At 64.4% G+C, this 13,642-nt stretch carries 15 protein-coding genes; 9 read left to right on the top strand and 6 right to left on the bottom strand.

Features of this window, described 5'->3' with window-relative positions:
* The first annotated feature begins 127 nt into the window (after nt 1–127).
* The 4 genes from MGN01_RS13925 (at nt 128) to MGN01_RS13910 (ending at nt 2,796) form a co-directional block, all read left to right on the top strand.
* Nucleotides 128–841: an SDR family NAD(P)-dependent oxidoreductase gene (locus MGN01_RS13925; RefSeq protein ID WP_147047283.1), complete on the top strand. Its 714-nt coding sequence runs from the start codon at nt 128–130 to the stop codon at nt 839–841.
* 27 nt (nt 842–868) lie between these two features.
* A complete protein-coding gene (gene dinB / locus MGN01_RS13920; protein ID WP_147047282.1) occupies nt 869–1,972 on the top strand; it encodes a DNA polymerase IV in 1,104 nt (367 codons plus the stop codon).
* 75 nt (nt 1,973–2,047) lie between these two features.
* Nucleotides 2,048–2,329 carry a DUF2312 domain-containing protein gene (locus MGN01_RS13915; protein WP_147047280.1) on the top strand — a complete coding sequence of 94 codons (282 nt, stop codon included), beginning with the start codon at nt 2,048–2,050 and terminating at the stop codon, nt 2,327–2,329.
* A gap of 224 nt (nt 2,330–2,553) precedes the next feature.
* Nucleotides 2,554–2,796 carry a hypothetical protein gene (locus MGN01_RS13910; protein ID WP_307725952.1) on the top strand — a complete coding sequence of 81 codons (243 nt, stop codon included), beginning with the start codon at nt 2,554–2,556 and terminating at the stop codon, nt 2,794–2,796.
* Between the two features lie 132 nt (nt 2,797–2,928).
* Here MGN01_RS13910 and MGN01_RS13905 read toward each other — a convergent pair whose 3' ends face one another.
* Entirely contained in the window at nt 2,929–4,068 is a 1,140-nt protein-coding gene (locus MGN01_RS13905; RefSeq protein WP_147047277.1) for a glycosyltransferase family 61 protein, read from the bottom strand.
* Nucleotides 4,069–4,204: 136 nt separating this feature from the next.
* Here MGN01_RS13905 and MGN01_RS13900 point away from each other — a divergent pair, with 136 nt between their 5' ends.
* From MGN01_RS13900 to MGN01_RS13890, 3 genes are all read left to right on the top strand, one after another.
* Nucleotides 4,205–5,230 carry a glycosyltransferase family 4 protein gene (locus MGN01_RS13900; protein ID WP_147047275.1) on the top strand — a complete coding sequence of 342 codons (1,026 nt, stop codon included), beginning with the start codon at nt 4,205–4,207 and terminating at the stop codon, nt 5,228–5,230.
* 145 nt (nt 5,231–5,375) lie between these two features.
* Nucleotides 5,376–6,149, top strand: coding sequence for a glycosyltransferase family 2 protein (locus MGN01_RS13895; protein ID WP_147047272.1), 774 nt, complete (start codon nt 5,376–5,378; stop codon nt 6,147–6,149).
* A gap of 99 nt (nt 6,150–6,248) precedes the next feature.
* A complete protein-coding gene (locus MGN01_RS13890) occupies nt 6,249–6,977 on the top strand; it encodes a fused DSP-PTPase phosphatase/NAD kinase-like protein (RefSeq protein WP_147047271.1) in 729 nt (242 codons plus the stop codon).
* 110 nt (nt 6,978–7,087) lie between these two features.
* Here MGN01_RS13890 and MGN01_RS13885 read toward each other — a convergent pair whose 3' ends face one another.
* The 3 genes from MGN01_RS13885 to dctP are packed head-to-tail and all read right to left on the bottom strand — an operon-like array spanning nt 7,088 to nt 10,136.
* Nucleotides 7,088–8,440, bottom strand: a complete 1,353-nt coding sequence (locus tag MGN01_RS13885) for a TRAP transporter large permease (protein ID WP_147047269.1) — start codon at nt 8,438–8,440, stop codon at nt 7,088–7,090.
* The gene (locus MGN01_RS13880) at nt 8,437–9,117 is read right to left on the bottom strand and encodes a TRAP transporter small permease (RefSeq protein WP_147047267.1); all 681 of its coding nucleotides are present in this window, start codon (nt 9,115–9,117) and stop codon (nt 8,437–8,439) included. The genes MGN01_RS13885 and MGN01_RS13880 overlap by 4 nt, the downstream gene beginning before the upstream one ends.
* Entirely contained in the window at nt 9,114–10,136 is a 1,023-nt protein-coding gene (dctP, locus tag MGN01_RS13875) for a TRAP transporter substrate-binding protein DctP (RefSeq protein ID WP_147047265.1), read from the bottom strand. The genes MGN01_RS13880 and dctP overlap by 4 nt, the downstream gene beginning before the upstream one ends.
* 327 nt (nt 10,137–10,463) lie before the next feature.
* On the opposite strand from dctP, the gene MGN01_RS13870 reads away from it, so the two are divergent.
* Nucleotides 10,464–11,135 (top strand): GntR family transcriptional regulator, encoded by a 672-nt coding sequence (locus tag MGN01_RS13870; RefSeq protein ID WP_147047263.1) that lies wholly within the window; start codon nt 10,464–10,466, stop codon nt 11,133–11,135.
* Between the two features lie 54 nt (nt 11,136–11,189).
* Here the strand turns inward: MGN01_RS13870 and MGN01_RS13865 are convergent, their stop codons facing one another.
* Nucleotides 11,190–12,725: a YifB family Mg chelatase-like AAA ATPase gene (locus tag MGN01_RS13865; protein WP_147047261.1), complete on the bottom strand. Its 1,536-nt coding sequence runs from the start codon at nt 12,723–12,725 to the stop codon at nt 11,190–11,192.
* Nucleotides 12,726–12,872: 147 nt separating this feature from the next.
* Here MGN01_RS13865 and MGN01_RS13860 point away from each other — a divergent pair, with 147 nt between their 5' ends.
* Nucleotides 12,873–13,136: a PepSY domain-containing protein gene (locus MGN01_RS13860; protein WP_147047259.1), complete on the top strand. Its 264-nt coding sequence runs from the start codon at nt 12,873–12,875 to the stop codon at nt 13,134–13,136.
* A 19-nt stretch (nt 13,137–13,155) separates the two neighbouring features.
* On the opposite strand, the gene MGN01_RS13855 is transcribed toward MGN01_RS13860, so the two are convergent.
* The gene (locus tag MGN01_RS13855) at nt 13,156–13,620 is read right to left on the bottom strand and encodes a DUF5991 domain-containing protein (protein ID WP_147047257.1); all 465 of its coding nucleotides are present in this window, start codon (nt 13,618–13,620) and stop codon (nt 13,156–13,158) included.
* Nucleotides 13,621–13,642 lie beyond the last annotated feature (22 nt).

The following is a 13,642-nucleotide window of genomic DNA, read 5'->3' as shown; positions in this document are numbered from 1 at the left end:
CACCGATCTCGGGCGGATCGTCAGGAGCCTTCCAGATGTCCAATGACCACGGGGCGTACAGCGTGCATCGCTTGACCGCCATGCCGGATTTCGTCCGCACCTTTCGATCAGCCATTCCGATCATTGTATGACGGTCGCCGTCATCATCGGCGCAGCTGGAGGGATCGGCCGCGCGCTCACGATGGCCATTGCTGCCGAGGGCAGCTTCGACACTGTCGTCGCGCTGTCTCGCTCGGCCATACCATTTCCTCGACCGATACGATCGGCAGCAATCGACATCACCAATGAAGCTTCGATTGCTGCAGCCGCTAAAGCGGCTTCTCTTGAAGGTGTCATCAGCCTCATCGTCGTCGCGACGGGGATCTTGCACGGGCCTAACATTCAGCCTGAGAAGGCGCTCCGTGCGTTGGACCCAAGCACAATGGCGACCGTGTTCGCGGTCAACACGATCGGCCCTGCGCTGGTGGCGAAGCACTTCGTGCCGCTCTTGGCTCGGTCCGAACGAAGCGTCTTCGCCGTCCTGTCGGCCAGGGTCGGATCGATCGAGGACAATCGCCTAGGCGGCTGGTACTCTTATCGCGCGTCGAAGGCAGCGTTGAACCAGATCCTGCGTACCCTCGCGATCGAGACGAGGCGGACGCATCCGGGAGCGATCGTCGTCGGCCTGCATCCCGGCACGGTACGGACAGGGCTGTCGCATCCCTTCCGTCCGGACGAGACGACGCCGGGCGTCTTCGCGCCTGAGGAGAGCGCGGCCTATCTGGTAGAGGTCTTGAAGACTTTGAAGCTCTCCGACAGCGGCAAGGTCTTCGCCTGGGACGGCACGTGCGTGCCAGCGTGAGTCACTCTACGCTACATTTGCGCCAACATGACTAAAGCGCCGGACGATGAAGACCGCAGCAATACGATCCGCAAAATCATTCATATCGATATGGATGCGTTCTACGCCTCCGTGGAACAGCGGGACGATCCGAGCCTGAAGGGCCGGCCGATAGCGGTCGGTGGCTCGCGGGAGCGCGGGGTGGTTGCCGCAGCGAGTTACGAGGCTCGCGTCTTCGGCGTGCGCTCCGCCATGCCATCTGTTACGGCGCGGCGCCTGTGCCCCGACCTCGTCTTCGTCAAGCCACGCTTCGACGTCTACCGAGGGATCTCAGAACAGATCCGGACGATTTTCGCCAAACACACTGAGCTGATCGAACCGGTCTCCCTCGACGAGGCCTACCTCGATGTGACCGAGAACCTTCAGGGCCTGCCAACTGCGACCGAGGTCGCGAAGGCGATTCGAGCGGAGATCCTCGAGGCGACCGGACTCGTGGCCTCGGCAGGTGTCTCCTACAACAAGTTCCTGGCCAAGGTCGCATCCGACTTCAAGAAGCCGAACGCGCTGTTCGTCATCACCCCAGCTATGGGACCGGCTTTCGTCGATGACCTTCCGATCGGCCGATTCCACGGCGTTGGTCCCGTGACCGAAGCCAAGATGAAGCGGCTTGGCATCCAGACGGGGCGCGATCTCAAAAAATGGTCCCTCAAGGAATTGCAGGCGACCTTCGGAAGTTCGGCGTCCTACTACCACGCGGTCGCGCGCGGCATCGATGAACGACCGGTCCGGGCTCATCGCATCCGGAAGTCCATTGGTGCCGAGAATACCTTCTCTGAGGATACGGAGGCGTTCGCAGTTCTCGCTGAGCGTCTTGAACCGCTCGTTACCAAGGTCTGGTCAGCGAGCGAGTCCAAAGCCGTGCGCGGACGGACGGTCACACTGAAGGTGAAGTTTTCGGACTTCGTGCAGATTACGCGCGCGCGCTCCGTTGAGGAGGCTGTGCCCGACCGAGCGACGTTCGAACAGATTGGCCTTGGGCTCCTGCGCGACATCTTTCCGCTTCGGCGGAGCGTTCGCTTGCTAGGCATCTCACTCTCGGCGCTCGAATACGGGCCGCCGGTGACTCCGCGGCAACTCGGTCTGCCGGTCTAATCGGACGCTGCGCGCTTAACTGACTGCTTACCGAGACCCTCGAAGCTGAGCATGCATCTCAACGAAGAGGACAGCATGACCGACACGACCGACACAGTGGGCGTCGCGGGCGATCGCATCCGCTCCATCATCGAACGCATCGAGCGGGTTGAGGAGGAGATCAAGGATCTCATGGAGACGAAGAAGGAGATCTTCGCCGAGGCCAAGGGTGACGGGCTCGACGTCAAGGTGCTCAAGGAAATCCTGAAGCTGCGCAAGCAGGATAAGGACGAGCGCGACGAACAGGAGACGCTGCTCGAGGTCTATCTAAGGGCCATGGATGCGCCGGCACCGAAGCCAATGGCGGAGGCCGCATAGCGGCAACCGGATACAAGAATCGTCACCGAACTGGTCTCTTCGCGGATCGACCGCCGCGAAGAGATTTTCGGGGGCGCCCCATTGCCATCATCGGGTTTCCTTTCGATCGAGGCACAGCTTAAGACTTGCCGATGGACTCTCAGCTCTCCGAAGCCATTCGAGATGCTGCCGCACATGCTCGACGGCGTGCGGAGACTTACACTCCAGCCATCAACAAAGATGCGTTGCCGTGGCGCGTGATCGAGGTCTTCGACGAGCGCGTGCGCGGAAGCATCGAGCGTGACCGGCGCGTCGAAGACGAGCGCGACCGCGTGCTGATTGCCGCCGTGAAGCTCGCGGAGACGCCGACCAACGACGAAGCTGAGATCGGTGCCGCTCGGAAGCATCTGGTCGATGCCATCGACTATCTGGAGCAGGCAGTGCTGCGGTTCGGCATCCCCAACGGTCGGAAACGCCAACCTCAATAAGCGCCGCGAAGGAGTGAGCGGAACGGGCCCGGATTGTGGGCGAAGAAAGACGACGCCATCGTTGGCTGCAACGCTTACCCTACTCAGTCAGGCATCGGCCTAGATCCTGTAGGCGAGTCTGCGCCTCAGCGTTCAGAGACCGAGGACACGCAATACTGCGGCAGGGTCAACCGCAAAATCTTGCCGCTCATTCTCCGAGCCGCCCGAGACGTGGGCATAGGCATGATCGTGCAGCGAGGCCATGTGCAGGTAGGTGGTTTTACGGGCGTTGGATGGGAAGATCTCAACGACCCGTGCGCCGGGCGCAGCCCAGACGATGTTCGTCAGTGCTGCCCCGTGCACCGATACGATCTCCCGTGCAGCCATGAAGCGGGCGATCTGCTCCTCGGGATTGTCCCTGTGCGCGGTGAAGGACGAGAAGCCGTGCTCGGCTAGCTGTGCGATCAGCTCGGGCTCGCCGATCAGTCGGCGGATGCGGGTGCCGGTGCGCGGCACGTAGAGCCGGGACGGCAGTGACGCGGACGCTTGGCCGCCGAAGGCTTCGCGCAGAACGCCGACGGCGTCCGGGTAGGCATAGAAATGCTCCACCGAGGCAGCGACCGGCTTGCAGAACAGGTACTGCTCCGGCGCGTATGTCACGAATGGCCGCGCCTTTTCGAAGGCGATGGCAATGCCAAGCCGCTTCAGGATTGTTGCGATAGCGTCCAGCAGCGGCAGGTTACCCTGGGTAATCACGGTGACTTGGCTTCCGGCCAAGCCTGCGCGCTCGGTGAGCAGCATGTCCACGACCGGCAGGATGTGCTCGACGAGGAGGTGGAAGTAGTTCTTCACCGGCGGGATTGCCCAAGCGGCTCCCTTCAGCCGCTCGCGCTTGAGCCGCGAGAGTCCAGGGTAGGCGATTCCCCAATTGACCTCGGTGCTGCCGTAGAAAGCGAGCAGCCGCCCGGTCGCCGCGTCCACCGGCAGCAAGTTGTGGCCCGGCACGATGACGTCCGGCACCAGCGAGGCGAGGCGGCGCACCTCCAGCGGCTGCAATGGGCCGAAGTGCGACGCGCCGCCCTCGAGGGAATGGCCCGGATGGCCGAGATGCCAGGTCGGCGCGTCGACATTGGCGACGCTAAGTGCGTGGAATTCCTCTGCGTAGGGTGCCTGCGTCATCCGCGTAAGGACGCGGCTCTCGCTGAGCCAGTCGAAGCGAGACGGAGGGCCGAGAATTGCGTGGTAGCCGATGGCCGACGTGAGCGAAGGCGCGGATCGTTCGAGCCGCAGCATAGCGCGCGTCAGATAGAGCTTGGAATCTAACGCCCGTTTCCAGGCTGCCCGGCCACGTGCCACCCGACGCTGGCTCCCCGATCACTCGACTTGGCCGTATCCGGGCGGTTTATGGCATGGCGTGGGAGACCGGTCGATGCACATCCTCTTCATCTGCCCAACGCGGGCGCGCTTCGATCTGGCGACGCCGGCGAGCGAGGGCCTGGGCGGCATTGAGAGCACGAACATCGAACTGTGCCGTGCGCTCGTGCGGCGCGGCCACGCGGTTACGCTGCTTACGCACACGGAGCGAGCCGTCGAGGCGGATGGCGTTGTCAATCGACCGCTGAAGGAGCTGCGCAACATCCGCGCGGACGTCGCTGTATCGAGCAACGATCCCCGGCTCCTCGAAGGGCTGGCCGGAGATCCCCGGACGGTGCTCTGGATGCACAATCCGCTGCCGGTCGAGAAGGCTCTGCGCCGGGGCTACGTGCTTCCGATCCTGCGGCTTGCCCCTGACGCAGTCTTCGTCGGTGAGGTTGCAGAGCGCGCGGCGAGCCGGCTCTACCGCTTCCGCAGTCGCATGGTGATCCCGCACGGGCTTGGCGAGGCTTTTCGCACCGCACCGGTCTCAGATGGCGGATCGCCCGTTTTCGTTTTTGCCTCTCAGCAACAACGTGGACTCGACCGGACGCTCCGCGCCTGGCACGAATCGGGGGTATATCGAGCCCTGGGAGGCAGCCTTCGCGTATACGGCACGGCCCAAGAGGATTTGCGTCCGGCGGCGGCGAGGGCGCTTCGACTGGGCGTGTCGTTCCACTCGCGCCTGACGGCCGAGCAGCTAGCGCAAGCCTATCGAGGCTGTCGCGCCATGTTGTACCCGGGCGCGGTTGACGAGACCTTCTGCCTCGCGGCGGCCGAAGCGCAGGCGATGGGGCTACCCGTCGTTACCCTTGGAATCGGAGCGCTGGCCGAGCGGGTCCGGCATGGCATCGATGGTCTCGTCGCGCGGGACGATCGGGAATTCGCCCATTTCGCCGCGCTTCTCGCTCGCGATGATGACCTTTGGCGCCACCTCCACGAGGGCGCCCTTCTCCAGCGGGCGGCTTTGACCTGGGACCGCGCCGCTGTCCTGTGGGCCAGCCTGCTTCTCAATCAGCGCGACGCGCAGGCTCCGCTTTGACGGCGTCTCGTCCCAGGCGACGTATCCCGTAGACTGCGCTATGGGCAGACGCTGCACAGGCGGTGCTCGTCATGGGCGATCCGCCGCGTCCCCGATTTTCCCGTCCGCAGCGTCGAGGCGAGGCACCCGAGATCGTTTGGCGATCATGAGCCGCAAACTGTCGTGCACCGTCATCACAATGAACGAGGAGGACCGGATCGAGCGTTGTCTGGCGAGCGTCCGCGGCATCGCCGACGAGATCGTCGTCGTTGACTCCGGGAGTACCGACCAGACGGTCGAGATGGCGCGGGGCTTCGGAGCGGTCTGTCACTTCAACGCCTGGCGGGGATACGGACAGCAGAAGCGCTTCGCGGAAGACGTGGCGACAAACGACTGGATCCTGAACCTCGACGCCGACGAGTGGCTGACCGACGCAGCGCGCCGGGAGATCGCGGCGATCATGGCCGATCCGCAGCCCGATCCCGAGATCCATGGCTACCGCTTCGACATCCGGCACGTCTATCCAGGCCGGTCCAAGCCGCGCCTGCTGGCTGACAGTCACAAATATATCCGGCTCTACGACAGGACACGCTGCCGTTTTCCCGAAAGTTCCGTGTTCGACGAGATCAAGCTCAATCCCCGAAACATGGGCCGGATTCGTGGGGCCGTCCTGCATCAGTCGCTGAGATCGCTCTCGCACCTGATGAGGAAGAACGTTGCGTATTATCGACTGCAGACCACCGAGATCGACAAGGCTCCGAACCTTCTGCTGCTGAGGATGATCACGGAGCCCTTCACGGTCTTCTTCAAGTACTACGTTTTGAAGCGGCATTTCACCGGCGGAGCCTACGGCTTCGCCGTTGCGTCGACGATCGCCGGGTTGCGGACCTATCGGTTGGCACTACTGCGCCGGAGCGGGAAAAGCCGTGCCTCCGGCTGACGCGGGACAACTCGCGGCCGCAGCAGCTCGAGGGGTCCATTCCGGTCGTGCCGCGCTGTCCGCCTGCTGGATCGAGGTTCAGCCGCCAATGGGCTCCTGATGGACGAATCCGCATACCAGAAGCTTCTGCGCCGGAACCTCAAGAGGCATGCTCGCATCGCCCGTTGGGACAGGCCGCTGCAGGGCCATGTCGAGCGCGCCAAGGCCTGGCTGAACATGCTGGTCGCCGATCACGGTCTGTTGCGGCTCGCCTACCTCAACGCGCATCCAGTCGGATCCGGCCGGCTGTGGCGTTCGGCGCAGCCGACACCCCGCCAGCTCGCACGCTTCCATCGCGCCGGCATCCGCAGCGTAATCTGCCTGCGCGGACAGCGGGAATACGGTTCCTGGCCACTCGAGCGGGATGCCTGCCGCGACTTGGGCATCGACTTGCACGACGTGACCGTGCGCTCACGCGAGGCACCGCAGGTCGAGACCGTGCTGGAGCTCAAGCGGCTCTTTGAGACGATCCGCTATCCTGCCCTGATCCACTGCAAGTCCGGCGCCGATCGCGCCGGGCTGGCCGCGGCCCTCTACCTCATCTTCCAGGAGAAGCGCGCCGTATCCGAGGCCGCAGAGCAGCTCTCGTTTCGCTACGGGCATATGCGGAGCGCGAAGACTGGTATCCTGTACCGCTTCCTTTGCGCTTATGCGGACTACGACGCTCATACCCCGATCGCTTTCGAGGATTGGGTCGCCGAGGTCTACGATCCCCAAGCCCTAGTCGGCACGCAGAAGCCGCGCCGGCTGCAGGATTTCGTCGCCGACCACGTGCTGCGCCGCGAGTGACGAAGTCTCGTGTCTTCGATGGCGGGCTGCGTCGAGGCCGGGTGCCGTTTCCCGTGCGCCTTTGACCGCCAGGAGTAATGCTCCGGGCGCGGATGGTGACACGGTGCCCCTTACCGTGTGCTCGGTAGCAGCACGTCGGGAAGCCACAGTGCGATGCCCGGGACGAGGCAGAGCAGCGTGATTGCCACCGCCATCAGGATCACGAAGGGCAACGTGCCCCAAATGATGTCCGACAGCGGGATGTCCGGAGCGATGTTCTTGATGACGAAGATGTTCAGCCCGACTGGCGGGTGAATCAGGCCCATCTCCATGGTGATGGTCATCACCACACCGAACCAGACGAGGTCGAACCCGGCGGCCTTGAGCGGCGGCAGGATGATCGGCGCGGTCATCAGGATGATCGAGACTGGCGGCAGGAAGAAGCCGAGCGCAATCACCAGAGCCAAAATCATCACCAGCAGCACCCAAGGCGAGAGCTGCATCGCGACGATGGCCGAGGCCGCCGATTGCGAGATGTGCAGGTAGCTCATCACGTAGGCGTAGAGTAGCGACATGCCGATGATCAGCATCAGCATGGTAGATTCGCGCAGAGTCGCCGTGAGGATCGGGCCGACATCCTTCGCGCGCCAGACGCCGTAGATCAGCGCGATCAGCCCCAAGGCCAGAAGCCCACCGAGGCCGGCGGTCTCAGATGGAGTGGCGTAGCCGCCGTAGAGCGCCACCATCACGCCGGTGAGCAGCACCACGAAGGGCAGAACACGCGGCAGCGTCGAGAAGCGCTGGCTCATCGAGTAGCGGTCTTCGGCAAGGATCGGCGATCTCGCTCCGCCGGCCTCGTAGACCCGCTTCGCTGCTGCGTATTCCGAGCGGAAGCGGATCATCGCCCAGCCCGAGAACAGGGCAACGAGCAGCAGGCCCGGCCCAATACCGGCGAGGAACAGCCTACCGAGCGACTGTTCGGCGGCGACCGCGTAGAGGATCATCGTGATCGAGGGCGGCAGCAGGATGCCAAGCGTGCCGCCCGCGGCGATAATGCCGGCAGCGAAGCCCGGCGAATAGCCGCGCTTCCTCATCTCCGGGATGCCGGCCGAGCCGATTGCCGAGCAGGTGGCTGGGCTCGATCCGGCCATCGCCGCGAACAGCGCACAGGCGAACACGTTGGCGATGCCGAGCCCGCCGGGGATGCGCTGCATCCAAGCATGCATCGCCGAATAGAGGTCTTGGCCCGCCTTTGAGCGCCCGATCGCCGCGCCTTTCAGGATGAAGAGCGGGATCGAGAGCAGCGTGATCGAGGCCATCTCCTCGTAGACGTTTTGCGTCACCGTATCGAGCGAAGCGGCCGGCATGAACACGAACATGAAGGCGAGCGCGACGAAGCCGAGCGCAAAAGCGATGGGGATGCCCGAGAGCATCGCCCCGAGCGTCGCGCCAGCATACAGAAAGCCGATCGCGGCGGTGCTCATCGGTGGTCTCCGGAAACGGTACCGACTGTCTTGCCCATCGGATCAGCTGTCTCGGGGGTCGTGTTACGGTTGAGGTCGGCGCCGAGCCCGATCTTGGGCTGCGCCCAACCGGCGCTCTTCGGGCCGTAAAGCATGGCCTCGGCGATCTGCAGCAGGAACTGGATGGTCAAGAGCGTCATGCCCGCGGCCATCAGGCCGTAGGGGATCGAGAGCGGTGGCCCCCAGGTTGATTGCGAGGTCTGGCCGTCGACATAGGCCTCGTGAAAGAGCGACCAACTTTTCCACGTGAAGAAGGCGACGAAGGCGAGGCTGATAATGTCCGCCAGGATCAGGCGGATACGATTCACCTTCGGCGACAGCAACCCCGTGAGCGCTTCGATGGCGACGTGGCCACGCTTGGCTTGCACTGCAGCGGCGGAGAAGAAGGTGGCGCCCACAATGAGGAACACCGCCATCTCGTCCTGCCACTCCGTTGGCTGCTTGAAGAAGTAGCGGACCACCACGCTGTCGCTGAGCACGAGGCAGGCTGCGACGAGGGCCACGCCTCCGAGCACCAGGATGACTTGGTTCACCGCCCGCATTGCGCGGTCGAGTACGCCAAGGAGACCGGGGATGCGCGGCCCTCCAGCAGCCGGCGTCTCCGGCCCCGCGGTGGCCGCGTCGAAGCCGTGGCTCACGCGATTTGCTCCGCCAGCTTCAGGAGTTCGGCACAGGACGCGTTCTTAGCCGCGAAGTCCTTCCAGGCGGTATCGCGGGCGATGTCCCGCCATTGACCCAAGGTCGCCTCGTCGAGCTGCTGGACCTTCGCCCCTGCCTTGGAGAAAACCTCTTCCACCTTCTTGTCGTCGGCCTTGGCTCCGTCCTGGCCGAACGTCTCGAGTTCGGCGCCGACAGCCATGATCAGATCCTGCTGATCTTTCGGCAAGCCCGTGAAGATGGCCTTCGACATCATGATCGGCTCGAGCATGAACCAGTAGGAGCGCTCGCGTCCCGAGGTGAGATGCTTGGCGATCTCCTCCAGCCGGAACGAGATCAGGCTGGTCGAGGAGGTCAGCACCGCGTCGCAGGCGCCGGTCTGCATCGCTGCGTAGGATTCGTTCGAGGGGACCGACAGGGTCGCCGCACCCGCCTGCTTCATCACCAAGTCCATCTCGCGCGAGCCACCACGGACCTTGAGGCCCTTCGCGTCGGCCGGCGTCAGCAGGGGCCGGTCGCGGCTCGCCACGCCTCCGGCCTGCCAAACCCATGAGACGAGGATGATGCCCTTGGAGTCGAGGATCTCTGTGAGCTTCTTGCCGACCGCGGCGTTCTTCCAGGCGATCGCCTGAGCGTAGGACGGTACCAGGGCCGGCATGAGACCGATATTCAGCTCCTGAACTTCGCCGCCAGCATAGGGCGAGGGATAGAGCGACATGTCGAGGGCGCCCTTGCGCATCGCGCCGAACTGGGCGTTCGTCTTCATCAGCGACGAGCCGGGATAGACCTGTATTTCGAGTGCGCCCTTAGACCGCTCGGCGATCGCGGCCGCGAATTTCCGGCACATCCGATCGCGAAAATCGCCTTCCTCAATCGTGCCGCCAGGAAATTGGTGCGACAGCTTAAGGGTGGTCGCGGCGTGCGCCGCGCCGTTGCCGAACTTGAGCAGAGCCGGCGCAGCAAGGCCGGCCGCGACGAGATGGCGGCGAGTCAGGGTCATGGCGTTCCTCTCCCGTACGAGGCGTGATCTTGTCCGCATCTCTGATGGATGCGAGTTCGCGCAATCTTACACACATTCGTATATTTTCAAGCGATCTTGTGCCGCTCTGGATACGGAGCCGTGCCAAACATTTCTTTGCGTATTCACGGATGGACCCGTGGGCCAAATCGTGCATGTCGCGATAGCAAATGTTTTCAGAACCCTCTCACGTTGGCCCGCCGGCTTCACTAAAAATCGCATGTACGAAGGGTGGCGGCTCGCTGCATGGCTTGACGCTCAGGTCGGGCATCGGCTCAGGTCGGCGCAGCTCGGATTGAAGGTGTGGGTATGGACGGAGAGGTGATCGAAGAGCGCGGGCTGCTCTCGGACCGTATCCATAATGCGCTGACCGACGCCATCACTTCCGGCAGTCTTGCCGCGGGTACAGCGCTGGACGAGCAGGAACTCGCCTCGCGCTTCGGTGCATCCCGCACGCCGGTCCGCGAGGCACTCAGGCAACTCGCGTTCAACGGTCTGGTCGAACTGCGACCCCGCCGTGGTGCCGTCGTCACGCGGATGACGCCGGAGCAGATCGCCGACATGTTCGAGACCACGGCCGAGATCGAGGCGATGTGCACGCGTCTGGCGACCTACCGCATGACGCTGATTGAACGCAGCCGCTTGATCGACCTGCATGAATCCTCGGCCGCGATCGTCGAGGCCGGTGACGTTGACGCCTACGACGCGTTCAACCGAGACTTTCACGACACGTTGTATCAGGCGACTCATAACGGGTTCATGGCCGAACAAGCGCTTGGCCTCCGCTGGCGACTCTCGGCGTTCCGCCGCACCCAACTGCGCCACGGCGAGCGCATACGTCTCTCGCGCGACGAGCACGGGGCGATCCTGGCCGCTATGGCGCAGGGCGACGGCGAGTCCGCTGCACGGCAGATGCGCGCCCACATGCTGAACGCTGCAAGCGCGCTCGGTCGCTACATCGCCGAGCAGACGGAGGCATAGGATCGGCTGCGACTTGGCTGTATGGGCCAGTATCCCGTTTTCCTAAGGCACGCCTCAAGCCGTGACTGGTTTCTCCACCCGCGCCCGGTACGACAGCGCCTCGGCCAGATGGACACGTCTCACTCTCTCCTCGCCGTCCAGATCAGCCAGCGTCCGCGCCACCCGTAGCGTCCGGTGAAAGCCGCGGGCCGAGAGGCGCATCGTCTCGGCCGCGTCGCGGATCAGGGCGGTGCCGTCAGCGTCCGGCGCAGCCGCTTCTTCGATGACCGTCACTGGGCAGGTCGCGTTCGTGATCGCCGCGCCGAGGCCGCGCTCAGCGTATCGCGTGGTCTGACGTTCGCGCGCCGCGGCGACACTGGCGGCCGTCTCTCGCGAGCCCTCGGTGGGTGGCGGCAGGATCAGGTCGGCGGCGGTGACGGCGCCGGCCTCGATGCGCAGGTCGATGCGGTCGAGCAGCGGACCCGAGATGCGCGCGCCATACTGCGCCATGCAGCGCTCGTTCGGCCCGCGCCGGCAGGCATAGCCGGGCTCAAGGGCCTGCCCGCAGCGGCAGGGGTTCATCGCTGCAACCAGCTGGAAGCGAGCCGGGTAAGTCACGCGGTGATTGGCGCGTGCGATCATCACTTCGCCGGTTTCCATGGGCTGGCGCAGCGAGTCGAGCACCTGCGGCTGAAACTCTGGCAGTTCATCGAGGAAGAGCACACCACCATGGGCGAGCGAGGCCTCCCCCGGCCGCCCGTTGATACCACCGCCGACGAGAGCTGCCATCGAGGCCGAATGGTGCGGTTGCCGGAACGGCCGCCGGTTCGAAAGAGCGCCACCTTTGATCTGACCGGCCACCGACTGGATCATCGAGACTTCGAGCAGTTCCCGCGGCGACAGAGCCGGCAGGATAGACGGCAGCCGGGCGGCCAGCATCGACTTGCCGGCTCCCGGCGGGCCATTCATTAGGAGGTTGTGGCCACCGGCCGCTGCAATCTCCAGCGCGCGCTTGGCGCCTTCCTGCCCCTTGATGTCGCGCAGATCCGGCAACACCCCGCTTGAGGCCGCGACGGCGGCCAGCGGCCGCGCCATCACCTGACTGCCCTTGAAATGGTTGGCGAGCTGGATCAGCGAGCGAGGCGCCAGGACGTCCATGTCACCCGCCGCCCAAGCTGCCTCCGGCCCGCAGGCTGCGGGGCAGATCAAGCCAAGTCCACGCTCGTTCGCTGCCATCGCCGCTGGCAGCACGCCCGCAACTGCCGTGAGAGATCCGTCCAGTGCCAATTCGCCGAGTACGCAGTAGCCGGCCAATGCATCAGCCGGGAGGGCGCCGATTGCTCCCATCACGCCGAGCGCGATCGGCAGGTCGTAATGCGAGCCCTCTTTGGGCAGGTCGGCCGGGGCGAGGTTGACGGTGATGCGCTTGGCCGGCAGGGCCAGCCCGGAGGCGATCAGCGCTGAGCGGACCCGCTCGCGCGATTCGGCGACGGCCTTGTCGGGCAGTCCGACGACATTGAACGCGACCATTCCGGGCGCGATCTGCACCTGTACGTCAACGGCCCGCGCCTCGATCCCCTCGAACGCCACGGTGGCGACGCGCGTGACCATGGCGAAAAACAAACCCCTCTATTGACGTCAAGCTTAAGCTTGGAGTTGTGTCGTGACAATTGCAGGCTGTCGGCTTGCTGGGGACGGACGGAACGCTCGCTGGGCTGAGCCGTTCGGAAATGGTTCCCTCAATCCTGGAGACCGCTCATGTCCGCTCGTACACTCGGCCTGCCGGCCCTCGCTCTCTCGCTCGCCCTCGCCGCGCCGGCTCTCGCTGACCAGCGGCTGCCCGCCGACCAACAGGCCAAGGTGGAGGACGTCCTCAAGAAGGAGGGGTTCACGGCGTGGAAAGAAATTGAATTGGATGACGGCGTAATCGAAGTGGACGACGCCATCGACGCCAACGGCAAGAAGTCCGACCTGAAGCTCGACGCCACGACCCTCGCGATCGTCAAGCGCAAGGCGGAGTGATTGGTGCGCCAGCAGCGCGTCAGCGCTTCGCCGGCTTGAAGTACTCGCCCGGATTGGCGGCATCTGCCGGCAGATCCGGGCGAAGTCCATCCCAGTAAGTCACCAGCGTGTCGTCCTCCCCGCGCTTCAGCACGAATAACGCCTGGCCCGGCTTGTAGACCGCGACGCCGTTTCGATTGACGGTCCTTCCGTCGTCGTAGCCGTGGAAAGTGACAGTCAGCTTTTTGTCATCTCCGGTCGTGTGACAGACGATGCGCTCGTCGGTTTGGAAGCCGGTCGCCACGATCCGGCACCCGCCGCGCGCGGCACCTGGGACCAGGACGAGATCGTAGGTGATCGAGATCGGCGTGCCACCGGCCGTGCTGCCGCCGTCGAACGCATAACGGTAGGCACCTTTCCAACCCGCTGCCGTCCCCGTCTGGGCATTGGCGTATCCGCCCTCGAGAGCGGCGATGGCGATGATGGCAGCCGCACAATGTCTCATCCTCGGTCCCTAAGGCGCGCGA

The organism is Methylobacterium gnaphalii (assembly GCF_007992215.1).
In the GTDB taxonomy this organism is placed as follows: Bacteria; Pseudomonadota; Alphaproteobacteria; order Rhizobiales; family Beijerinckiaceae; genus Methylobacterium; species Methylobacterium gnaphalii.
The sequence above is the reverse complement of the archived record's forward strand: the minus strand, read 5'-3'. Positions and strand labels throughout refer to the sequence as shown.